This window comes from Kitasatospora sp. NPDC056138 (assembly GCF_042264695.1).
Lineage (GTDB): Bacteria > Actinomycetota > Actinomycetes > Streptomycetales > Streptomycetaceae > Kitasatospora.
In genome coordinates this window covers 25,845-46,646 of sequence record NZ_JBHJVK010000002.1, presented here as the reverse complement: position 1 = coordinate 46,646, position 20,802 = coordinate 25,845, and the positions used below count along the sequence as shown (strand labels likewise).

The following is a 20,802-nucleotide window of genomic DNA, read 5'->3' as shown; positions in this document are numbered from 1 at the left end:
CCCTCCCGGACGACCGGAGGGTGGGGGAGGGCGCGGGGAGCCGCGCGACGGAAGGCGTCTGCGTCACCCGGGCCCCTCCGTCGCGGGCGGCTCCCCGCGCCCTCGTGCGCTCCGCCCGTCCCTGCCCTGATCCGCCCGTCCCTGCCCCGCTCTGCCCGGCTCCGCCCCCGGCCGGGGGTATCGCCGCGGAGCAGTGCCACGACGCCGGGCGGAGGCCGTGCGCCACGCCGGGCGAGGCCCGGATTCCAGCCCTTCGGGTGACGTACTCGCCATCCGGCTGACGCAGTCGGTACACGGGCCTTATGGTGCGCTGGACCGTGCCGGATCGCGGTGGCCCGGTCCGGGCCGTCGCGCGCGGTACCGGGTGGCGTCCGGGGCGGTCGGGGGGATGCTGAAGGCGTGCACCGTCACCAGGACGGGTGGAAAGCGGGCCGATCCGGAACACCCGCCCGCACGCTGGCGTCAAAACTGTCAGAAGTGCCATGCAGGATGCACGACCGGTATCGGTGCAGGTCGCCGCCCGGTCTGAACTGATCATTTCGAGTCGGCTCGGGTGTCCGGACCGTTGCGCACCTCCTCCGCGGGGTGTGCGATCACCGACCTCGGGCTCCGAAGGGGGTGCCGCGTCGAATGGCCGCTGTGGAAGCTGCCCGCGCACATGCCCAGGCTCTGCTGCGGGTGCGAGGGCGCGGTGCGGCCGTCGCCGCGCTGCCCGCCGCCCTCGCCGTGGTGCTGCTGGCCGGCCGGTTCACCGGGCGGATCGGCGCACCGGGCGCCGCCGACGCCGCGGTGTGGGACACCGCCCGCTGGGTGGTCGGTGCGGTCGCGGTGGTGGTCCTGCTGGTCGCCGCTCTGGTGGCCCGGGCGCACGCCAGGGCCGTCGTGCCGAGCACCCCTGCCGTGCCGGTGACGGAGGCGTCCGCCCCGGAGCTGTACCGGCTGATCGGCGAGCTGGCGGAGCGCCTGGAGGTGCCGGCCCCGTCCGGTATCGCGCTCACCCCCGACTGCGACAGCTGGCTGGAGGACGCCCATCCGCGCGGCGGCCTGTTCGCCCGCCGCCGGGCCGAGGCGCCCGCGCCGGTGCTGGTGATCGGTTCGCCCTTCCTGTGGTGGATGCGGGCCGGGGAGCTGCGGGCCCTGCTCGCCCCCGTGGTGGCGGGTACGGCGGCCGCCGCCGATCCGGAGATCGCCGCCGCCCGCCGCTTCGTCCGCAGCCTGGACGCCGCGCTGGACTCCTCCTCGGGCACCCGCCGTGGCCCGGCCGCCCTGGTGGACGGGATCACCCGCCGGCTGCTCGCGGCCTGCCGCGACCACTCGGCCGAGCTGGAGCGCTCGGTCGCCGCCTGGGCCTCCGACCACGCCAAATCGGTCGACTACGGCCTGCGGATCGCCGCCCAGGAGCAGGTCGGCCTGGCCTACGCGGGCTGGGACCGGTTGCTCAACCGGGTCGCGCTGCCCGCCTGGCGGCTCGGCCGGCTGCCCACCCACCTGAACGCGGGGGTGGTCTCCGCCCTGACCGAGCTCTCCCGCCGGGACCGGCTCGCCGACGGGTACGAGACACGGCTCGGCGACCGTCCCGCCTGCGACCTGCTGGAGGAGCCGGGCGAGGTGGACACGGCCGTCTCGCTGCTCGCCGCCGAACTCTTCTTCGGTGCCCCCGCCGCCGGCTGGCAGGACCTCGACTGGGCGGACTACCCGGCGCAGGTGGTGGATCCGGGCTGGCGCACCCAGGCGGCCGCCCTGCAGGCGGCGCTGGAGGGCGCCGGACGGGCCCACGCGGGCGGTTCCGGCCGGGTGAACGGGGCACCGGACGGCGTCGGGCGCAGCGGTGCCGCGGGCCCGGTGCTGGCCGCCCTGCTGGCCCGGCTCGCGGACGGTGGCGGCGAGCCGCTGTCCGCCGCTCTCGCCATCCAGTTGGCGCGCAGCGGCCGGAGTGCGCCTGTGTTGCAGCCCGAGCGCAGCGGCCGCGACCTGCTGGTCGAGCACGCGACCGGGCTGGTCTGCTGCACGGCGGTGGACACCGGTACCGGTACGCCCGGCCTGGACTGGCTGGACGGCCCCGTACTGCTGCTGGACGGCAAGCGCGGGGCCGATCCCGCGGGCCCGGTGGCGCTGGCGGTCGAGCAGGGCGAGGGTGCACCGTTGCGCGCCTGGCTGGAGGGCGCGGGCGTCCGTCTCGAGCGCCCCGTGCGCCTCTGAATCCGGGCGGGTTGCCCGAGATCGCGGCAGCTCACCGGGTTTCAACAACACTTGTTGCTACCGTGGGGTGACGCAGCGCCAGCACTTTGTGGTGTGCTAGACCGCAGCACGCACATACATGTGGCACATGCCACCGGGCGGGGGAGCGCCGGGCCGGGCCCGGTAACTGTGGGAGGGGCGCGTGGGGACGGAACTCAACCACCGCTGGGAGTCGGGCACGCTGGCACACGGCGTCTCGGACCCCTTCGGGCAAGGACCGCTGCCCTGGCTGCGGAGTCCGGACCAGTACCTGGCCGGGGTGGAGGGGGCAGTCCCCTGGTACGTCAGCGTGGACGCCCCCGGCCAGCAGCCGCTGGCGACGCCGCGGCCCAGGCCGCCGATCGGCACCCCGGTCAACGCGGACGACGTGAACCAGCAGATCAAGGGCTTCGCCTCGGCGGGCGTGGTCCGCCCCGGCGGCTCGGTGGACTTCCGGGTCACCGTGAACCCGCCGCGCGAGTTCAGCGTGGACGTCTACCGGATCGGCCACTACGGGGGCGACGGCGCCCACCACACGACGTCGAGCCCGCTGATCGCCGGAGTGGCCCAGGCCGCGCCGCTGGTGGTCAGCCGCACGGTCTCCTGCCACCACTGGTGGCAGTCCTGGCGGCTGCACATCCCGCAGCACTGGAGGCCGGGTGCGTACGTCGCGGTGCTCACCACGGCGGACAACCTGCACCGCAGTCACATCCCCTTCACGGTCCGGGACTTCGCCGAGCCGACCCACCCGTGCGAGCTGCTGCTGGTGCTGCCCGACGTGACCTGGCAGGCGTACAACCTCTTTCCCGAGGACGGGCGGCGCGGTGCCAGCCTCTACCACGCCTGGGACGACGAGGGGCGGCTGGTGGGCGAGGGGGAGGCAGCCGTCACGGTCTCCTTCGACCGGCCGCACGCCGGTGCCGGGCTGCCGCTGCACGTCGGCCACGCCTACGACTTCATCCGTTGGGCGGAGCGGTACGGCTACGACCTCGCCTACGCCACCGCCTCCGACCTGCACGCCGGTCTGGTCGATCCGGCCCGGCACAAGGCGCTGATCTTCCCCGGGCACGACGAGTACTGGTCCGAGCCGATGCGGCGGACGGTGGAGCGGGCCAGGGACGGCGGGACTTCGCTGGTCTTCCTCTCGGCCAACACCATGTACTGGCGGGTCGAGCTGACGGCCGGCCCGTCCGGGGAGCCGAACCGGCTGCTCAACTGCCGCAAGCGCCAGCGCGTTCCGGCCGGGCACCCGGCGGCCGGGGTGCCCGGCAGCCAGAGCGGGCTCTGGCGGGACGCGGGTGAGCCGGAGCAGCACCTGCTCGGCATCCAGTACACCGGGAGCGTGCCGACACCCGTCCCGCTGGTGGCCAGGAACACCTCGCACTGGCTCTGGGAGGGCACCGGTCTGCGGGAGGGCGAGCAGCTCCCCGGGCTGGTCGCCGGCGAGGCGGACTGCTACTTCCCGCGGGTCGCCCTGCCGGAGAACACCGAGCGGATCCTGCTCGCCCACTCCCCGTACCGCGACGCCCTGGGAAAGCCCCGCTACCAGGAGACCTCGCTCTACCGGGCTCCCAGCGGTGCGTACGTCTTCGCGGCCGGGACTTTCGCCTGGTCACCGGCGCTCGACCGCCCGGGCCACACCGACGAGCGCGTCCAGCGGGCCACCGCCAACCTGCTGGACCACCTCTGCAAGGAGGGCTGAGCACGTCGGCCCGGGCAGCAGGCCGGCAGGCCAGCAGGTCGGCGGAGACAGGCAGTTGCGGCAGCCGGCGGCCGGGGCTCGGGAGGCCCGGTCCGGCCGGCCGCGTAAGGGGTGGGCGCTACGCGCGTGGAACGGAGCGGGAAAGGGCTTCGTGACAGACTCGGGGCCAGTGACCTCCCCTTTCTTGCCGCAGCGGCGCGAGAACCACCCTGAGGACTGAGACGACCTTGAGCGGATTTGTCACCAAGCCCGAGCCGGTGCAGGTACCCGGCCTGGTCCACCTGCACACCGGCAAGGTGCGCGACCTCTACCGAGCCGAGAACGGCGACCTGGTGATGGTGGCCAGCGACCGGACCTCGGCCTTCGACTGGGTGCTGCCCAACGAGATCCCGGACAAGGGCCGGATCCTCACCCAGCTCTCCCTGTGGTGGTTCGACCGGATCGCCGAGATCGTGCCCAACCACGTGATCTCGACCGAGGTCCCGGCTGGCGCCCCCGCCGACTGGAAGGGCCGCACGCTGATCTGCCGCAGCCTGGAGATGATCCCGGTGGAGTGCGTGGCCCGTGGCTACCTGACCGGCTCCGGCCTGCTGGAGTACCGGACGGACCGCACGGTCTGCGGCATCGTCCTGCCCGAGGGCCTGGAGGACGGCTCCGAGCTGCCCGCCCCGATCTACACCCCCGCGCTCAAGGCCGAGGTCGGCGAGCACGACGAGAACGTCCCCTACGAGGAGACCGCCCGCCGGATCGGCACCGAGCTGGCCGCGACCCTGCGGCAGACCACGCTGGCCGTCTACTCGCTGGCCCGGGACATCGCCCGCGACCGCGGGATCATCCTGGCCGACACCAAGTTCGAGTTCGGCCTGCTGGACGGCCAGCTGGTGATCGGCGACGAGGTGCTCACCCCCGACTCCTCCCGCTTCTGGCCCGCCGACGAGTGGGAGCCGGGCCACGCCCAGCCCTCCTTCGACAAGCAGATCGTCCGCGACTGGCTCACCTCGCCGGAGTCGGGCTGGGACCGCGGGAGCGAACTGCCGCCGCCCGCCCTCCCCGCCGAGGTCCTCGAGCGCGTCCGGGCCAAGTACGTCGAGGCGTACGAGCGCCTGACCGGCCTCTCCTGGGCCTGAGCACCACCCCCGGGGCCGGTCCGGCCGGACCGGCCCCGCCCGGGTCCTGGCACCGTCTTTGGGGAGGTCAGATCCAGCCGTGTTCGCGGGCCACCCGGACGGCTGCGTGCCGGTTCTCGGCGCCCAGCTTGGTGGCGGCCGAGGAGAGGTAGTTGCGGACGGTGCCGGGGGAGAGCGAGGCCCGTACGGCTATCTCGGCGACCGAGGTGCCGTCGGCGGCCAGTTCCAGGACGTCGGTCTCCCGGGGGGTGAGCGGGCTGTCCCCGGCGCTGATCGCGTCGGCGGCCAGCTCGGGGTCGACGAAGCGCCCACCGGCCAGGACCGTGCGGATGATGCGGGCCAGCTCCTCCGCCGAGACGGTCTTGGGCAGGAACCCGCGCACCCCGACCTCCAGCGCCCGCTTGAGGTAGCCGGGACGGCCGTGGCCCGTGACGATCATGGTCCGGCACTCCGGCAGCAGGTGGCGCAGCTCGGCGGCGACCTCGATGCCGTCCAGGCCGGGCATCTGCAGGTCGAGGACGGCGACGTCCGGCCGGTGGGCCTGGGCCATCGCCAGTGCCTCGGGCCCGGAGGCGGCCTGGGCGACCACGACGATGTCGTCCTCCAGGGCCAGCAGCGCGGCCAGGGCGCCACGGATCAGGTGCTCGTCGTCGGCGAGCAGGACGCGTACGGGCTCGGTCATGGGGTGGAGGCCTCCAGGGCGGTGTCGGGCGAACCGGCGGTCAGGGACAGGGCGGCGGTCAGCCGGTGGCGGCCGGATCCGGGCCGACCGCAGGTGAGTTCGCCGCCGAGGACGACCAGCCTCTCGCGGAGTCCGGCCAGCCCGGTGCCACTGCCCGTACTGGGCTTGGGGATCGTGGGCACGCCGTCGTTCTCGATCTCCAGCACGGCCCGGCCGTCGGCCAGTCGCAGCCGGATCGAGCAGTACCTGGCATCGCTGTGCCGCAGCACGTTGGTGGTCGCCTCGCGGATCACCCAGCCGAGCACCGACTGGACGGCCGGCGGCATCGCGGTGGTTCCCTCGGCGAGTTCGACGGTGCACTCGACCTGGGCGGCGCGCAGCACCGAACGCGCGCCGGTCAGTTCGGCCTGCAGGTCGGCGGCCCGGTAGCCGCGGACGACATCGCGGACCTCGCGCTGGGACTCCTGGGCGATCCGCTGCACCTCCGCCATCTGCTCGGCGGCCTCCGGGCGGCCCCGGCGGGCCAGTTGGACGGCGAGCTCGCTCTTCAGCGCGATGGTGGTCAGGTTGCGGCCCATCACGTCGTGCAGGTCGCGCGAGAAGCGCAGCCGCTCCTCGGCCACCGCCAGCTGCGCCTGGGTCTCCCGTGCGGCGTCCAGTTCCCAGACCACCGAGACGATCCAGGCCGAACAGCGCCAGGCGGCCATCAGCATCGCGAGCCAGATGGTCATGCCGAACATCAGACCGAGCGTGGTGGCCGGCGACACCCCGGCGAGGAGTCCGGCCGGGAGGATCAGCAGCACCACGCCCGCGGCGCCCAGCACGCCGGCCCGGATTGACAAGGCGAGTGCCGCACCGGCGAAGCCGAGGGCGGTCGTGTAGGCGGCCTGGGTTGCGGTGACGGGCAGTTCGCCGGCCCCGGGAACCGGTGCGAGCAACAGCAGGGCGGTGTTGCCGGCGACGATCGTCACGACGGCGGCGACCAGCCAGGCGGTGGGTCGCTGACGACGGCCCAGGTAGTGATCCAGCGTGGTCCGGAAGCAGCCGATGGAGACCGTGGTGGACAGTACGGAGACCGCCAGTGCGACCAGCAGCAGGCGGCCGGGGTACGAGGCGTCCCGCGTGGTGCCGGCAGCGCTCAGGGCCATCAGCACCTGCAGCGCCTCGGTCAGGTAGACCGACCAGCGGATGTACGCCTCGGTGCGTTGGGGCTTCCCGCTGGCCCGCCAACGACGTACCGGTCTGCTCAGATCCACCGCGGTGCTTCCCCATCCCCGTTCAGCCATGGTCGTGCTGTCTTCCTATCAGTCGGGGGTGGGCGAACCGAACCGGGCCCGGCGAACCGAACCGGGCCCGGCGAACTGAGCCGGTCTCAGCGGCGGGGCTCCCAGCGGAACCAGCGCCGGGCGGCCCAGCAGGCGGCGGCGGTCCAGGCGGCGGCCAGGCCGAGATGAGGGGCGGCCTCGGCCCAGGTACCGGCGAAGTCGGTGGCGGCGGCGGAGCCGTCGGTGCCGAACCAGCCGAGCCGCAGCAGCTGGAAGGCCGGGGTGGTGGGCAGGGCGCGGCAGAAGGTGGCGAGCTGATCCGGCAACACCTCGAGCGGGATCAGCAGCCCGGAGCCGAACTGGGCGACCAGGGTCACCGGCAGGGTGGTGATCCCGGCGCTCTCGACGGACTTGGTGAAGGCGCTGGAGAGCGCGGCGAGGGCGACCAGCAGCACCAGGGCGAAACCGAGTCCGGCCACCAGCAGCAGCGGGTTCACCGGGGCCGGGAGGTGCAGCACCGCGGCCGCGGCCACGCCCAGCACGGCGCACTGCAGCAGCGCGAGCACCACCGAGGGCACCGCCGTCCCAGCGAGGATCTCCAGATCGGTCGCCTCGCCGGTGCGCAGCCGCTTGAGCACCAGCTCACCGCGCCGTGCGACGTACGCGGCGGTGAGGTTGTAGTAGACGACGAACATCAGGATCAGCCCGGTCACCCCGTTGACCATGGCGGCGTGCTGGTCGAGGCCCTGGCTGTGCTGGGCCACCTGCTTGAGCATGCTGCGCACCCCGCCGATCATCATCACCGGCATGGCGAGGGCCATGAACAGTGCGGTGCGGTTGCGCATCAGCAGCGTGGTCTCGGCGCGTCCGAGGGCGAACAGGCGGCTGAGCGGCGAGGACGCGGCGGTGGCGGTGGCAGTGGCGGTCGCGGTGGTCATCGGGCGGATCCGATCAGGGCGGGAGCGGTGGGGGTGGTGTCGGTGTCGGAGCCGGCCTCGGCGGCGATGGCGAGGAAGGCCTCCTCGAGCGAGGCGCTGCGGGCGTCCAGCCCGCCGAGGGCGAGCTCGTGGTGCGCGGCCCAGCCGAGCAGTTCGGTGAGGGTGGCCTGGAGACGCGGGGTGCGCAGGGTGATCCGGCGGCCCTCGGAGCTGACCTCGGCGTCGAGGGCGGGCAGGGTGAGGTCCTCGTACCGGCCCTGGCGCTCGGGCAGTTCGAAGCTGATCCGGGAGGGGCGGTCGGCGATCACCTCGGCGACGGTGCCCCCGGTGACCACCCGGCCCCGGTGCATGATGGCGAGCCGGTCGGCGAGCTCCTCCGCCTCCTCCAGGTAGTGCGTGGTCAGCAGCACCGTGGTGCCCTGGCCGCGCAGCTCGCGGACCAGCCGCCAGACGGCGGCGCGGGCCTCCGGGTCGAGACCGGTCGACGGCTCGTCGAGGAAGAGCACCTCGGGGCGGCCGAGCAGGGCCATCGCCAGGTCGAGCCGGCGCCGCTCGCCGCCGGAGAGCTGCTTGACCCGGACGCTGCGCCGGTCCAGCAGGCCGACCAGGTCGAGGGCCTCGTCCACCGGGCGGGCGTCGCTGGTCAGCCCGGCCCAGGTGCGGCCGGTCTCGGCGACGGTGAGGTCGGAGGGGAAGCCGCCCTCCTGCAGCATGATCCCGATCCGGGGCCGGACCGCCGCCCGCTCCCTGTACGGGTCGTGGCCGAGCACCCGGACTTCTCCCGCGGTGGGTGCGGCCATCCCCTCGATCAGCTCCATGGTGGAGGTCTTGCCCGCGCCGTTGGTGCCGAGCAGGGCGAAGAGCTCGCCCCGGCGGACGGTGAGGTCGAGACCGCGGACGGCGTCGAAGCCGGCGGATCCGGCGGGCCCGTATCGGCGCTGCAGGCCGCGGACCTCGACGGCGGGCGGGGTGGAGCTGCTGTGCTTCATGCCTCAAGCCTCCCGTCGGCGGGGTGGCGCGGGCAGTGCGTGCCGTCATCGGAGCCCGGTGCGGATCCACGGGTCGGCGATGACAAATGTCATGGGTGAAGGAATGGTGGAGAAACCGGTGCCGGAAACGGCGAAGGCCCCCCTCGGAGGAGGGGGGCCTTCACAACTGGAGCGGACGACGAGATTCGAACTCGCGACCCTCACCTTGGCAAGGTGATGCTCTACCAACTGAGCCACGTCCGCATGATCTTCAATTGTACTGCGCTTACTGCGAGCGGACGACGAGATTCGAACTCGCGACCCTCACCTTGGCAAGGTGATGCTCTACCAACTGAGCCACGTCCGCACGGTGCTCCGGGTGTTTCCACCCACTCGCACCGGCCGCCGTCCCGGTCTCCCGGTTGCGGCGACGAGAAATACTCTACCCCATGGATCGGGGTGGTCGCCCCACCCTTCCCGTCGGTGTGGTCGGGGTGGGGACGACGGGCCCGCCGTGCCGGGTCAGTTGGCCTCGGCGAAAGCCTCGTAGACGTGCTTGGGGATGCGGCCGCGGGCGGGCAGCTCCATGCCGCGCGACTGCGCCCAGGCGCGGACGGCGGCCGGGTCGGGGGTGAGCGCGGTGCGGCGGAAGGACTTTCCGGTGCGGCTCTGGCGGCGCCCGGCCGCGACGAACGGAGCGAGGGCCTCCCGCAGCTTCTCCGCGTTGTCCACGGACAGGTCGATCTCGTACGACTTCCCGTCTACGCCGAAGTGGACGGTTTCCGCGGCGGCGCCGCCGTCCAGATCGTCGGAGAGCGTGACGACTACACGCTGAGCCATGGGTGTCAATCCTCTCGGGCAATTCGGCCGCCGGGCGCGGGGCTGCGCTCGCCGACCCTGTGCACCGGCTGGGAATGAGCAGGCGGACGGCATCGGCCCATGCCGATACGCCCGACTCTCCGTTGCCGGTCGCCCTATTCTGCACCCAAAGTGGGCGGAAATCGAAGGCCTCCATGCTTTCTTTTTCCTAATTTTCATCCATCTTCACGTGTGGTGGATAGCGCTGATACCGGTGGTCGATCTGTCCGGAGTGCCGGTATTCGGGCGTTCCCGCGCACGGCCCGGAGAGGGGATTTAAGCCGCCGAAAGCGGACTCTCCGAGAGGCGGCTGAGCGCCCTGGAACCCTTGGTACGTAAGGGGCGTTAGTCTACGCGCGTTGCCTCGCCCGGGACGCAAACTCACCCGAAAGCCCCGGTAGTCTGAAGGTCCCCCGCCTTCACGCACCACACCACCGGGAGTGCAAGTGGCACGCGTCGTAGTCGACGTCATGCTCAAGCCGGAGATCCTCGACCCCCAGGGACAGGCGGTGCAGCGTGCACTGCCTCGCCTCGGATTCGACGGGATCGCCGACGTCCGTCAGGGCAAGCGTTTCGAACTGGAGCTGGAAGGGCCGGTGGACGACGCCGCGCTCGCCCGCATCCGCGAAGCCGCCGAGACCTTCCTCGCCAACACCGTGATCGAGGACTTCACCGTCCGCATCGAGGAGGACGGCAAGTGACCACTCGCGTAGGCGTAGTCACTTTCCCCGGCTCCCTCGACGACCGCGACGCCCAGCGTGCGGTCCGCCTGGCCGGCGCCGAGCCGGTCGCCCTCTGGCACCGTGACAAGGATCTCCATCAGGTCGACGCCGTCGTCCTGCCGGGCGGATTCAGTTACGGCGACTATCTGCGCTGCGGCGCCATCTCCCGCTTCTCCCCGGTGATGGACACCATCATCGAGCAGGCCAAGCTGGGAATGCCGGTCCTTGGTATCTGCAACGGCTTCCAGGTGCTCTGCGAATCCCACCTGCTGCCCGGTGCGCTCACCCGCAACGACTCGCTGCACTTCATCTGCCGCGACCAGAAGCTGCGGATCGAGAACGCCGAGACCGCCTGGACCCGCGATTACTCGGCGGGCCAGGAAATCGTCGTCCCGCTGAAGAACGGCGAGGGCCGCTTCGTCGCCGACGAGCACGTCCTGGACGAACTCGAGGCCGAGGGCCGGGTCGTGGCCCGCTACGCCACCCAGGGCGCGGCGGCCGACGGATTCGGCAACCCCAACGGTTCGTACCGTGACATCGCGGGCATCACCAATGCCGCCGGAAATGTCGTCGGTCTGATGCCCCACCCCGAGCACGCCGTGGAGCCGCTCACCGGTCCGACCACCGAGGGCCTGGGCTTCTTCACCTCCGTCCTGAAGCAGCTGGTGAACGCCTGATGTCCCTCGACACCGTCACGAACGCCGAGCAGACCCCGGACTCCGCCCAGCCCTGGGCCGAGCTCGGTCTGAAGGAAGACGAGTACGCCCGGATCCGCGAGATCCTCGGCCGCCGCCCCACCGGCGCCGAGCTGGCGATGTACTCGGTCATGTGGTCGGAGCACTGCTCGTACAAGAGCTCCAAGGTGCACCTGAAGCAGTTCGGCGAGAAGAAGCCCGACAGCACCGCCATGCTCGTCGGCATCGGCGAGAACGCCGGTGTGGTCGACGTCGGCCAGGGTTACGCGGTCACCTTCAAGGTCGAGTCGCACAACCACCCGTCGTACATCGAGCCCTACCAGGGCGCGGCCACCGGCATCGGCGGCATCGTCCGCGACATCCTGGCGATGGGCGCCCGCCCGGTCGCCGTGATGGACCCGCTGCGCTTCGGTGCGGCCGACCACCCCGACACCCGGCGCGTGCTGCCCGGGATCGTCGCGGGCATCGGCGGCTACGGCAACTGCCTGGGCCTGCCCAACATCGGCGGCGAGGTCGTCTTCGACCCCTGCTACCAGGGCAACCCGCTGGTCAACGCGCTCTGCGTGGGCGTGATGAAGCACGAGGACATCCACCTCGCGCAGGCCTCCGGCGCGGGCAACAAGGTCATCCTGTACGGCGCCAGGACCGGCGGCGACGGCATCGGCGGTGTCTCGGTGCTGGCCTCCGAGACCTTCGACGCGACCGGCCCGGCCAAGCGCCCCGCCGTCCAGGTCGGCGACCCGTTCCAGGAGAAGCTGCTCATCGAGTGCACCCTGGAGATCTTCGCCGAGAAGCTGGTGAAGGGCATCCAGGACCTCGGCGGCGCGGGTCTGTCCTGCGCGACCAGCGAGCTGGCCTCGGCCGGCTCGGGCGGCATGCGGATCGAGCTGGACACCGTGCCGCTGCGCGACAACACGCTCTCGCCGGAGGAGATCCTCATGAGCGAGTCGCAGGAGCGCATGTGCGCGATCGTCGAGCCCGACAAGGTCGACCGCTTCCTGGAGATCTGCGAGAAGTGGGACGTCATCGCCACCGTGATCGGTGAGGTGACCGACGGCGAGCGCCTGGAGATCTTCTGGCACGGCGAGCTGGTGGTCGACGTGCCGCCGCGCACCGTCGCCCACGAGGGCCCGACCTATCAGCGCCCGTACGCCCGCCCGAGCTGGCAGGACGCGCTGCAGGCCGATGCGCCGACCGCCGAGCGCCTGGTCCGCCCGGCCGACGGCGACGCGCTGAAGGCGGACCTGCTCAAGGTCGTCGGGTCGCCCAACCAGGCCTCCAAGGCGTGGATCACCGACCAGTACGACCGCTACGTGCTGGGCAACACGGTGCTCTCCTCGCCCGAGGACTCCGGCATGATCCGGATCGACGAGGAGACCGACCTCGGCGTCTCGGTCGCCACCGACGGCAACGGCCGCTACACCAAGCTGGACCCGTACACCGGCGCCCAGCTGGCGCTCGCCGAGGCGTACCGCAACGTCGCGGCCGGCGGCGCCAAGCCGCTCGCGGTCTCCGACTGCCTCAACTTCGGTTCCCCCGAGGACCCGGACGTGATGTGGCAGTTCGCCGAGGCCACCCGCGGCCTGGCCGACGCCTGCCTGGAGCTCGGCACCCCGGTCACCGGCGGCAACGTCTCGCTCTACAACCAGACCGGCGAGACCGCCATCCACCCGACCCCCGTGGTCGCGGTGCTCGGCGTGATCGACGACGTCACCCGGCGCACCCCGATCGGCTTCGGCGAGGCCGGCCAGCTGCTCTACCTGCTCGGCGACACCGCCGACGAACTGGGCGGCTCCGCCTGGTCGCAGGTGGTCCACGACCACCTCGGCGGCCTGCCGCCCAAGGTGGACCTGGAGCGCGAGCGGCTGCTCGGCGAGATCCTGATCGCCGCCTCGCGCGACGGCATGATCGACGCCGCGCACGACCTCTCCGACGGCGGCCTGGCCATGGCGCTGGTGGAGAGCTGCCTCAAGGGCGGCAACGGCGCCCGGGTCGTGGTGCCCGAGGGCCTCGACCCGTTCGTGTTCCTGTTCTCCGAGTCGGCGGGCCGCGCGGTTGTCGCGGTGCCGCGCAGCGAGGAGGTCCGGTTCAACGACATGTGCGGCGCACGCGGTCTCCCGGTCGCCCGGATCGGTGTCGTCGACGGCGAAACCCTGGACGTCCAGGGCCAGTTCACCGTCTCGCTGGCCGAGCTGAAGGACGCCCACACCGGCGTCATCGAGGCCCTGCTGGCCTGATCTCCGGCCTGGTCCTCAGGCAGCCGGGTCCGACCCGGCCCAGGGGCGCGGCGAACCGCGCGACCGGCCCTCCGCAACGGGGGCCGGGGGCGCGGGTGCCGCGCCCCGGACCGGGGGGCGGCCGCGCCGCCCGCGGTCCCGGGGCGGCGCGAGCCTGCCGGTATGGCCAAGCCCCGTGTGTACGACCCCGTCAAGGTCCGCGCCGCCCTCGCCGGGCAGACCGAGGCGCTGCGCGCCGCCGTCCACCGGCTGTGCGCCGACCCGGCGGCCGAGGAACTCCTCGACCGGCCGACCAGGCTCGGGGAGTGGAACGTCCGCCAGCTCCTCGCACACCTGGGACAGGGCCTGGAGCTGCTGCCCGGCCGCCTCGACGACCCGGTGCCGCCCGGCAGCCCGCTCGGCTTGGTCGAGTGGGTCGGCCTGACGCGCAGCGCCGCGCCGGTGGTCGAGGCGGCGGCGAAGGAGCATGCGCAGGGCGCCTTCGGGGGCTCCCCCGAGCAGTTGGCCCGGGAGTTCGACAGCGCCGCCGAAGCGTTGCTGGGCGCCCTGGCGAGCCCCGGGACCGCCGAGCCGGGACGGCGGTTCGTGAGCCGCTTCGGCCCGATCCTGCTGGCCGACGTCCTGGTGACCCGGCTGGTCGAGACCGTGGTGCACGCGGACGACCTGGCCGACGCGCTCGGCCTGGGCGAGTTCCCGCACGCCAAGCAGGCCGTGGCCGCGGTGAGCCGGCTGCTGGCCGACGCCTTCGCCGCGCAGGTGCCCGGCGGTTCGGTGGAGTTGAGGATTCCCCCCTACGCCGTGGTGCAGGCCGTGCCCGGCCCCAGGCACACCCGTGGCACCCCGCCGAACGTGGTCGAGACCGACCCGCTCACCTGGATCCGCCTCGCCACCGGGCGCACCGACTGGGCCGCCGCCGTCGAGTCCGCCGCCGTCTCGGCCAGCGGGGAGCGCAGCGGACTCGCCGCGTACCTGCCCGTCATGGGCTGACGCCGCCAGCCCGTCGTCCACCACCCCGCCACCGACCCGGTCCGTTCCGGCGAAGGCCAAGTAAGCTCACCACCCGGCCGGAAAAGGGACGGACGAGGGGGACTTGGCATGACCGAGCAGGGCCACGCGATACCGCCGCTGCGGGCCGGACGCCGCCCGGCCGGCGCTGCGCTGCTGGGCTGGCTGGACGACGACCGCTCGCCCCGGCTCTGCCGGATCTCGGGCTCGCCCGGTTCGGGCAAGACCCACCTGCTGGAGTGGCTGATCCAGGCCGGCGGCGACGAGCGGACCCCCGAGCGGCGGCGGCTGCACGCGGTGTTCCCCGCCACCGGGGCGAGCGTGCGCGGAGCCGTCTGGGCGCTCGGCCACCAGCTCGGCGTGGTCGCCCGGAGCCCCGGCGACCTGCTCACCGCCCTGGCCGAGAGCGACACCCGTACCGTCGTCTGCGTCCCCGGCCTCAACCGGGCCGTGGACCCCGCCCGGCTGGTCGCCGAACTCCTCGACCCGCTGCTGCGCCTGCCCCGGGTCAGACTGCTGGTCGAGGCCGAGGAGGGCAGCCCGGAAGCGCTCGGCCTGACCGCCGTCGAGCAGCCCGCCGTCCTCGACCTCGACCAGCCGCAGTGGACCGACCGCGCCCGTTACGACGCCTGGTGCGCCGGCCTGGCCGCCGACCCGGCCGGCTACCCGAGCCCGGGGGCGGCGCTCGGCCACGCCCGGCCCGACGCGTCCGAGACCGTGGCCCGCCTGGCCGCCCGGGTACCGCGCCTGGCCGACGGCGCTCCCGACCCGGCCGCCGCCGGCGAACAGCTGCTCTCCGACCTGTGGACGGCCACCACCCGCGAGGGCAGCACCGGCCAGCTGCTGGCCGACCCGCCCCTGCTCACCTACGCGGGACCGCTCGCGGTGACCGCGGCCCTGGAGGGCACCGGCGGACCGATCCCGACCGCCTGGGACGTGGCAGGACCGGCGCTGATCGCCGAACCCGACCCCGGTGTGCGGGCCGCCCTGCTGCGTACCCGGCTGCTCGGCCTGGACGACGTGGCCGCCGAGCGGCTCGCCGCCGTACCCGGACCCTGGCGCGGGGCCTGGGCGCTCTGGCCCAACTCCTCGATCGGCTGGCCCGGCGCGGTCGCCTCGCTGGCCGTGGGTGCGGGCGCCTACGCGGGCCAGCTGCTGCTCGCCGACCCGGGCGGCACGATCCGGACCGTCCAGGCGCAGACCGGTGTCCCGCTGGCCCGGGTGACCACGCCGGGACCCAAGCCGCTGCGGGCGCTCGCCGTCGCCTCCGACGGATCGGTCCTGCTGCTCGACGCCTGGGGCGGTCTGGAGGTGCTCCCGGCCCCCGGGGGCGCACCCGGCCGGGCCTCTGCCGTGGCGGGCCCGCTGGACGCCCTGCGCGGCGGCGTCGAGAGCGGCATGAGCGCGCTGGCGGTCGTTCCCGGCCCGTCCGGCTCGGTGCCGGTGGTGGCCGACGAGTCCGGTTCGCTGCACTGGTACCAGGACGGCGCGGTACTCGGCGAGCGCCTGCACGCCGGTCCGGTGACGGCGCTCGCGGGTGCGTCGGCCGACGGACGTGCGGTGCTGGTCAGCGGAGGTTTCGACGGGACCGTCCGGCTCTGGAGCCCCGGCACGCCGCCGAACCCCGAGCCGCTGGACCGCCGTGCGGGACCGGTCGGCGCGGTCGCGGCGGCCGGGACCCCGGACGGTGCGGTGGTCGCCGCCGCGTGGGGCGACGGGCTGGTCCGGGTCTTCTCGGTGGGCCGCCCCGAACCGGTACTGGAACTGCGGCTCGGCTCCCAGGTCTGGGCACTCGCCCTGGCCGAGGGCCGGGTGGTGCTCGGCACCTCGGACGGGATCGCGGCCGTCGAGTACTGAGCCGGCAGGGCGTCCGGCCGTGCGGGCCGCGCACCCACCCGGGGCGCGCGGCCCCGGACGATCGGCCGGGTGCGCCGGCCGTGATGCCCCGGGGCCGGTGTGCCGCCCGGGGCTACGGCACGCTCGGGCCGCTGATGTAGGTCCCGTCGGCGGTGTACGGCCAGGCGTTGGGCAGACAGCCGTTGAGGCCGTAGATCTGCTGCATCATCGCGGGTGCGAGCTTGCCCTTGCCGGGGCAGCCCTCGTGGCCGTGGCCGATCCGGTGGCCGACCTCGTGATTGATGATCAGTGCCCGGTAGTCGTCGATCGAGCCGGTGAACTGCGGCGAACCGGTGTTCCAGCGCTTGAGGTTGACCACCACCTGCGGGCCTACGTCGCAGTTCACCTCGCCGCCGGTGTTCAGTCCGCCGGTCGCGCAGATCGCGTCGACGGTGTCCGGAGAGGCGATCTTGATGGTGAAGTCGTACTGGCCGTCGGCCACCAGCTGGAAGCCGTTCTTGCCGTCGGTGGTCCAACTCCGCTTGTCGGAGAGGATGTTGTGGATCTGCTTGGCGGCCGCCGCGGCGTCGACCCCGATGCCGTCCTCGACCTGGACCTTGTAGCGGCGGATCTTGCCGTGTCCGACGGCCTCCCCGTCGGCGGCGGCGGTGGTGAAGGTGCCCTTGCCCTTGGCCGGGCCCGGGTCCGCCGTGCTGCCGGCCGAGGCCGAGGCCGAAGGCTGGGGTGAATTCGGGGACTCCACCCGGGCGCCGGAGGTGTCGGAGGCGTCCGTTCTCGGGGACTCGCTCAGCGAAGGAACCGCCCGTGCCTGGGTGGTGGGACCTTCGGACGGCTTGTCGTCGCCGCCGCCGGGTATCAGCAGCGCGGCGGCCACGGCCAGCACGCCGCCCGCCAGTACGAGCTGAATGACCAGTCGGCGTCGCTTGGCCTCTCGGCGGCGCCTGGCCTGCCGACGGTTCGGGGCGGCTTCGGACCGGCTCTTCGGAGTTGCTCGCACTCGTACGCTCTCTGATCGCCCTACAGGGGTGACACAACGTCAACTCGTTGACGGCACCATCCACCCTTGCACGCCGCGCGCCGGGCTGTCCACATACTCCGTATGTGCCGCGCGCGCAAGCCCCCCGGGCCCACGGAAGGTGTTCGAGCGCTCTCGGACCGTGTGCGGGGGGCGGATGGCAGACTTCACTCCATGACCAACTTCAAGAACCTGCTCGGTGGACCGGAGCCGACCCTGCTGCCCGAGGACGAGCAGCCGTACCGGATGCTCGGGGAGGAGTCGGCGTCCCCGACCCAGGTCGCGGCGGCGTTCCCGACCTTCTCGCTGGCCTGGGCGATGCTCGCGGACGACGCCTTCGACGCCGGTCGCGTGGTGGAGTCGTACGCCTACGCGCGCACCGGCTACCACCGGGGCCTGGACGCGCTGCGCCGCAGCGGCTGGAAGGGCCACGGCCCGGTGCCGTGGGAGCACCGGGGCAACCGGGGCTTCCTGCGCTGCCTCGCCGGACTGGCCCGCGCGGCCGACGCGATCAAGGAGACCGAGGAGGCCGAGCGCTGCTGGCAGTTCCTGCGGGACAGCAGCGAGGAGGCGTACGCCGAGCTCAGGCAGTAGCAACCCGGTGTCATGCCGAAGGGGCGCCCTCCGCCGTCGCGGAGAGCGCCCCTTCGGGCCGTCAGGACCTGGTTCGCAGGGCCTTACTTGATGCGGTTGCCGGCCGAGCGCAGCTGCTGGGCGGCCTCCAGCACGCGGGCGGCCATGCCGGCCTCGGCCAGCTTGCCCCAGGTGCGCGGGTCGTAGGTGTTCTTCTTGCCGACCTCGCCGTCGACCTTCAGCACACCGTCGTAGTTGCGGAACATGTGGTCCGCGACCGGACGGGTGAAGGCGTACTGGGTGTCGGTGTCGAGGTTCATCTTCACGACGCCGTTCTCCAGCGCGGTGGCGATCTCCTCGGCGGTGGAGCCCGAGCCGCCGTGGAAGACGAAGTCGAACGGGTCGGTCTTGCCGTACTGCTTGCCGATCGCGTCCTGCAGCTCGCGCAGCAGCTCCGGCTTCAGCACGACGTTGCCCGGCTTGTAGACGCCGTGCACGTTGCCGAAGGAGGCGGCCAGCAGGTAGCGGCCCTTCTCGCCCAGGCCCAGGGCCTCGGCGGTGCGGACGGCGTCGTTGACGGTGGTGTACAGGTCGTCGTTGATCTCGTGCGAGACGCCGTCCTCCTCGCCGCCGGTCGGGGTGATCTCGACCTCAAGGATGATCTTGGCGGCGCGGGCCTGGGCCAGCAGCTCCTCGGCGATGGCCAGGTTGTCGTTCAGGGTCTCGGCGGAGCCGTCCCACATGTGCGACTGGAAGAGCGGGTTCAGGCCCTTGGCCACGCGCTCGGCGGAGATCGCCAGCAGCGGGCGGACGTAGCCGTCCAGCTTGTCCTTCGGGCAGTGGTCGGTGTGCAGCGCGACGGTGACGTCGTACTTGGCGGCCACGACGTGCGCGAACTCGGCGAGCGCGACGGCGCCGGTCACCATGTCCTTGTTGTGCTGGCCGCCGAGGAACTCGGCACCACCGGTGGAGATCTGGATGATGCCGTCGCTCTCGGCCTCGGCGAAGCCGCGCAGCGCAGCGTGCAGCGTCTGCGACGAGGTGACGTTGATGGCCGGGTAGGCGAACTTGCCCGCCTTGGCCCGGTCGAGCATCTCGTTGTAGACCTCGGGAGTTGCGATGGGCATGCGAATCCGCTCCTGTCGGTGTGGGGCGCTCGGACGACGCTGTCCGAGGCGCGGTACGCCTGGGTCGAGGTGCGGCACCTGCTGGCCGACGCAACGCTGCGCTGCGGCTCTGGTACCTGGTTCGACGGTGCCGACTGCGGTACGTGGACGAGGGTGGTTCCATGACCGCGAGGCGGACACCTGTGCCATCTTCCCAGACTCGCCCGCCGGGTTCACCCAGCGGCCCGCCAGTTGGGACACGGGCCGTCGGAAGCGACGGCTGGGGCCCGGACCGGACCGGCACCTTCAGCCCCGCGCAAGCCCGGAGCGCTATCCTGCGCGCGTGGACACCATGAACCAGCTAGCCGTCAACGTGCTCGACGCAAAGTCGCTGATCTCGTCGCTGGGCGCCATCGGGCTTCTCGCGATCATCTTCGCGGAGACAGGCCTGCTGGTCGGTTTCTTCTTCCCCGGAGACTCCCTGCTGATCCTGGCCGGAGTGGCCTCCTCCAGCGCCGCGGCCTCGGTCCTGGGCGAGGGTGCCAGGCTCCCGGCGGACGTGCTGTTCCTCGGCGCGCCGATCTGCGCGGTGGCCGGCGCACAGCTCGGCCACCTGATCGGGGCCAAGGTCGGCCCACGGCTGTTCGACAAGCCGGAGTCGAAGATCTTCCGCCGCGAGTACGTGGTCAAGGCGGAGGAGTACTTCGACAAGTTCGGCCCGGCGAAGGCCGTGGTCATGGCACGCTTCATCCCGATCGTGCGGACCTTCCTCAACCCGGTCGCGGGCACGCTGGAGATGCCGGCCAGGACCTTCTTCGTGTGGAACGTGGTCGGCGGCGTGCTCTGGACCGAGTCCATGCTGATGATCGGCTACTTCTTCGGTGACGCGATGGCGCCGGTGATCGACAAGTACCTGATCCCCGCGATGGCCCTGATCATCCTGATCTCGATCTCGCCGATCCTCGTCGAGGTGGTGCGCGAGCGGAAGAAGAAGAAGGCCGGCCTGGTCGCCGAGGGCGGCGAGCCGGTGAGCGGCGGCGGCCGCCACCGCAAGGTCTGAGCCCGCGGCCCGCGGCTCGCGGTTCGGGGAGCGCTCCCGAAACGGACGACGGCCGGTGTTCCACGTGGTTTCACGTGAAACACCGGCCGTCGTCGTACCGACCGGTCGACGGTCGGTACGGGCTCACAGGCCCAGGTCGTCCAGGGTGTAGGCGGTGTAGTACGGCAGGCCCGACTTCTCGATGGCCGGGGCCGCACCGCGCTCCACGATCACCGCGACGCCGACCACCTCGGCACCGGCCTCGCGCAGCGCCTCGACCGCGGTGAGCACCGAGCCGCCGGTGGTGGAGGTGTCCTCGACCGCCAGCACCCGGCGGCCCTTGACGTCCGGGCCCTCGATACGGCGCTGCAGACCGTGCGCCTTGCCCGCCTTGCGGACCACGAAGGCGTCCAGCTTGCGGCCGCGGGCGGCGGCGGCGTGCAGCATCGCGGCGGCCACCGGGTCGGCGCCCAGGGTCAGGCCGCCCACGGCGTCGTAGTCCAGGTCGGCGGTGGCGTCCAGCATGACCTTGCCCACCAGCGGCGCCGCCTCGGCGTCCAGCGTGATGCGGCGCAGGTCGACGTAGTAGTCGGCCTCCAGCCCGGAGGAGAGGGTGACCTTGCCGTGCACGACGGCCTTGTCCTTGATCTGCGCCAGCAGGGCGTCGCGGTCGTTGCTCATGAGCAGCCAGTCTAGGGCCCGGGGGTGCCGCGCAGCCGCCAGGCTCCCCGGGCCCGCGGCCGTGCCCCGGGGCGGGCGCGGGGAGCTGTGCGGTGCCCCCGAGCCGGCCGAGTAC

General features: G+C 72.8%; 18 protein-coding genes and 2 tRNA genes. 10 read left to right on the top strand and 10 right to left on the bottom strand.

The genetic code is table 11. The features are described 5' to 3' along the window. The first annotated feature begins 630 nt into the window (after positions 1-630). The 3 genes from ACFC1R_RS01770 (at position 631) to ACFC1R_RS01760 (ending at position 5,046) form a co-directional block, all read left to right on the top strand. Positions 631-2,199: a hypothetical protein gene (locus tag ACFC1R_RS01770; protein WP_375931032.1), complete on the top strand. Its 1,569-nt coding sequence runs from the start codon at positions 631-633 to the stop codon at positions 2,197-2,199. Between the two features lie 181 nt (positions 2,200-2,380). After that, the gene (locus tag ACFC1R_RS01765; protein ID WP_375931029.1) at positions 2,381-3,919 is read left to right on the top strand and encodes a N,N-dimethylformamidase beta subunit family domain-containing protein; all 1,539 of its coding nucleotides are present in this window, start codon (positions 2,381-2,383) and stop codon (positions 3,917-3,919) included. A 227-nt stretch (positions 3,920-4,146) separates the two neighbouring features. After that, the gene (locus ACFC1R_RS01760) at positions 4,147-5,046 is read left to right on the top strand and encodes a phosphoribosylaminoimidazolesuccinocarboxamide synthase (RefSeq protein WP_375931026.1); all 900 of its coding nucleotides are present in this window, start codon (positions 4,147-4,149) and stop codon (positions 5,044-5,046) included. A gap of 67 nt (positions 5,047-5,113) precedes the next feature. On the opposite strand, the gene ACFC1R_RS01755 is transcribed toward ACFC1R_RS01760, so the two are convergent. The 7 genes from ACFC1R_RS01755 to ACFC1R_RS01725 form a co-directional block, all read right to left on the bottom strand. Continuing rightward, entirely contained in the window at positions 5,114-5,728 is a 615-nt protein-coding gene (locus ACFC1R_RS01755; protein WP_375931023.1) for a response regulator, read from the bottom strand. Beyond that, complete coding sequence (locus tag ACFC1R_RS01750; RefSeq protein ID WP_375931020.1) at positions 5,725-6,984, bottom strand: sensor histidine kinase; 1,260 nt, start codon at positions 6,982-6,984, stop codon at positions 5,725-5,727. Before ACFC1R_RS01750 ends, ACFC1R_RS01755 begins: the two co-directional genes overlap by 4 nt. Positions 6,985-7,100: 116 nt before the next feature. Next, positions 7,101-7,931, bottom strand: coding sequence for an ABC transporter permease (locus tag ACFC1R_RS01745; protein WP_375931017.1), 831 nt, complete (start codon positions 7,929-7,931; stop codon positions 7,101-7,103). Next, complete coding sequence (locus tag ACFC1R_RS01740) at positions 7,928-8,920, bottom strand: ABC transporter ATP-binding protein (protein WP_375931014.1); 993 nt, start codon at positions 8,918-8,920, stop codon at positions 7,928-7,930. The genes ACFC1R_RS01745 and ACFC1R_RS01740 overlap by 4 nt, the downstream gene beginning before the upstream one ends. Before the next feature lie 167 nt (positions 8,921-9,087). Next, positions 9,088-9,163, bottom strand: a tRNA-Gly gene (locus ACFC1R_RS01735). A gap of 30 nt (positions 9,164-9,193) precedes the next feature. After that, positions 9,194-9,266: transfer RNA gene (locus ACFC1R_RS01730), tRNA-Gly, on the bottom strand. 155 nt (positions 9,267-9,421) lie between these two features. Next, positions 9,422-9,739: an Lsr2 family protein gene (locus ACFC1R_RS01725; protein WP_030304494.1), complete on the bottom strand. Its 318-nt coding sequence runs from the start codon at positions 9,737-9,739 to the stop codon at positions 9,422-9,424. A 464-nt stretch (positions 9,740-10,203) separates the two neighbouring features. Between ACFC1R_RS01725 and purS the strand changes: the two genes are divergently transcribed. The 5 genes from purS (at position 10,204) to ACFC1R_RS01700 (ending at position 16,273) form a co-directional block, all read left to right on the top strand. Beyond that, a complete protein-coding gene (gene purS, locus ACFC1R_RS01720) occupies positions 10,204-10,458 on the top strand; it encodes a phosphoribosylformylglycinamidine synthase subunit PurS (RefSeq protein ID WP_045305233.1) in 255 nt (84 codons plus the stop codon). Continuing rightward, positions 10,455-11,156, top strand: a complete 702-nt coding sequence (gene purQ / locus ACFC1R_RS01715; protein WP_375931011.1) for a phosphoribosylformylglycinamidine synthase subunit PurQ — start codon at positions 10,455-10,457, stop codon at positions 11,154-11,156. The genes purS and purQ overlap by 4 nt, the downstream gene beginning before the upstream one ends. Continuing rightward, on the top strand, positions 11,156-13,411 hold the full coding sequence (gene purL / locus ACFC1R_RS01710) for a phosphoribosylformylglycinamidine synthase subunit PurL (RefSeq protein WP_375931008.1): 2,256 nt from the start codon (positions 11,156-11,158) through the stop codon (positions 13,409-13,411). Before purQ ends, purL begins: the two co-directional genes overlap by 1 nt. A gap of 162 nt (positions 13,412-13,573) precedes the next feature. Then, complete coding sequence (locus ACFC1R_RS01705; protein ID WP_375931005.1) at positions 13,574-14,398, top strand: sterol carrier family protein; 825 nt, start codon at positions 13,574-13,576, stop codon at positions 14,396-14,398. A gap of 108 nt (positions 14,399-14,506) precedes the next feature. Then, complete coding sequence (locus tag ACFC1R_RS01700; protein ID WP_375931002.1) at positions 14,507-16,273, top strand: WD40 repeat domain-containing protein; 1,767 nt, start codon at positions 14,507-14,509, stop codon at positions 16,271-16,273. 112 nt (positions 16,274-16,385) lie between these two features. Here ACFC1R_RS01700 and ACFC1R_RS01695 read toward each other — a convergent pair whose 3' ends face one another. Beyond that, positions 16,386-17,270 (bottom strand): DUF3152 domain-containing protein, encoded by an 885-nt coding sequence (locus ACFC1R_RS01695; RefSeq protein ID WP_375930999.1) that lies wholly within the window; start codon positions 17,268-17,270, stop codon positions 16,386-16,388. A gap of 192 nt (positions 17,271-17,462) precedes the next feature. On the opposite strand from ACFC1R_RS01695, the gene ACFC1R_RS01690 reads away from it, so the two are divergent. After that, entirely contained in the window at positions 17,463-17,882 is a 420-nt protein-coding gene (locus ACFC1R_RS01690; protein ID WP_375930996.1) for a DUF3151 domain-containing protein, read from the top strand. An 83-nt stretch (positions 17,883-17,965) separates the two neighbouring features. On the opposite strand, the gene fbaA is transcribed toward ACFC1R_RS01690, so the two are convergent. Continuing rightward, positions 17,966-18,988, bottom strand: coding sequence for a class II fructose-bisphosphate aldolase (gene fbaA, locus ACFC1R_RS01685; RefSeq protein WP_375930993.1), 1,023 nt, complete (start codon positions 18,986-18,988; stop codon positions 17,966-17,968). A 331-nt stretch (positions 18,989-19,319) separates the two neighbouring features. Between fbaA and ACFC1R_RS01680 the strand changes: the two genes are divergently transcribed. Beyond that, positions 19,320-20,027, top strand: a complete 708-nt coding sequence (locus tag ACFC1R_RS01680; RefSeq protein ID WP_375931608.1) for a DedA family protein — start codon at positions 19,320-19,322, stop codon at positions 20,025-20,027. A gap of 123 nt (positions 20,028-20,150) precedes the next feature. Here ACFC1R_RS01680 and pyrE read toward each other — a convergent pair whose 3' ends face one another. Then, entirely contained in the window at positions 20,151-20,687 is a 537-nt protein-coding gene (pyrE, locus tag ACFC1R_RS01675; protein ID WP_045305242.1) for an orotate phosphoribosyltransferase, read from the bottom strand. Positions 20,688-20,802 lie beyond the last annotated feature (115 nt).

Excerpts from the sequence above, each read along its gene's own strand:
- ACFC1R_RS01700 (WP_375931002.1), top strand. The coding sequence starts at position 14,507 with ATGACCGAGCAGGGCCACGCGATACCGCCGCTGCGGGCCGGACGCCGC.
- fbaA (WP_375930993.1), bottom strand. The coding sequence starts at position 18,988 with ATGCCCATCGCAACTCCCGAGGTCTACAACGAGATGCTCGACCGGGCC.
- ACFC1R_RS01770 (WP_375931032.1), top strand. The coding sequence starts at position 631 with ATGGCCGCTGTGGAAGCTGCCCGCGCACATGCCCAGGCTCTGCTGCGG.
- ACFC1R_RS01680 (WP_375931608.1), top strand. The coding sequence starts at position 19,320 with ATGAACCAGCTAGCCGTCAACGTGCTCGACGCAAAGTCGCTGATCTCG.
- pyrE (WP_045305242.1), bottom strand. The coding sequence starts at position 20,687 with ATGAGCAACGACCGCGACGCCCTGCTGGCGCAGATCAAGGACAAGGCC.
- ACFC1R_RS01740 (WP_375931014.1), bottom strand. The coding sequence starts at position 8,920 with ATGAAGCACAGCAGCTCCACCCCGCCCGCCGTCGAGGTCCGCGGCCTG.
- ACFC1R_RS01690 (WP_375930996.1), top strand. The coding sequence starts at position 17,463 with ATGACCAACTTCAAGAACCTGCTCGGTGGACCGGAGCCGACCCTGCTG.
- purL (WP_375931008.1), top strand. The coding sequence starts at position 11,156 with ATGTCCCTCGACACCGTCACGAACGCCGAGCAGACCCCGGACTCCGCC.
- ACFC1R_RS01705 (WP_375931005.1), top strand. The coding sequence starts at position 13,574 with ATGGCCAAGCCCCGTGTGTACGACCCCGTCAAGGTCCGCGCCGCCCTC.
- ACFC1R_RS01725 (WP_030304494.1), bottom strand. The coding sequence starts at position 9,739 with ATGGCTCAGCGTGTAGTCGTCACGCTCTCCGACGATCTGGACGGCGGC.
- ACFC1R_RS01755 (WP_375931023.1), bottom strand. The coding sequence starts at position 5,728 with ATGACCGAGCCCGTACGCGTCCTGCTCGCCGACGACGAGCACCTGATC.
- ACFC1R_RS01745 (WP_375931017.1), bottom strand. The coding sequence starts at position 7,931 with ATGACCACCGCGACCGCCACTGCCACCGCCACCGCCGCGTCCTCGCCG.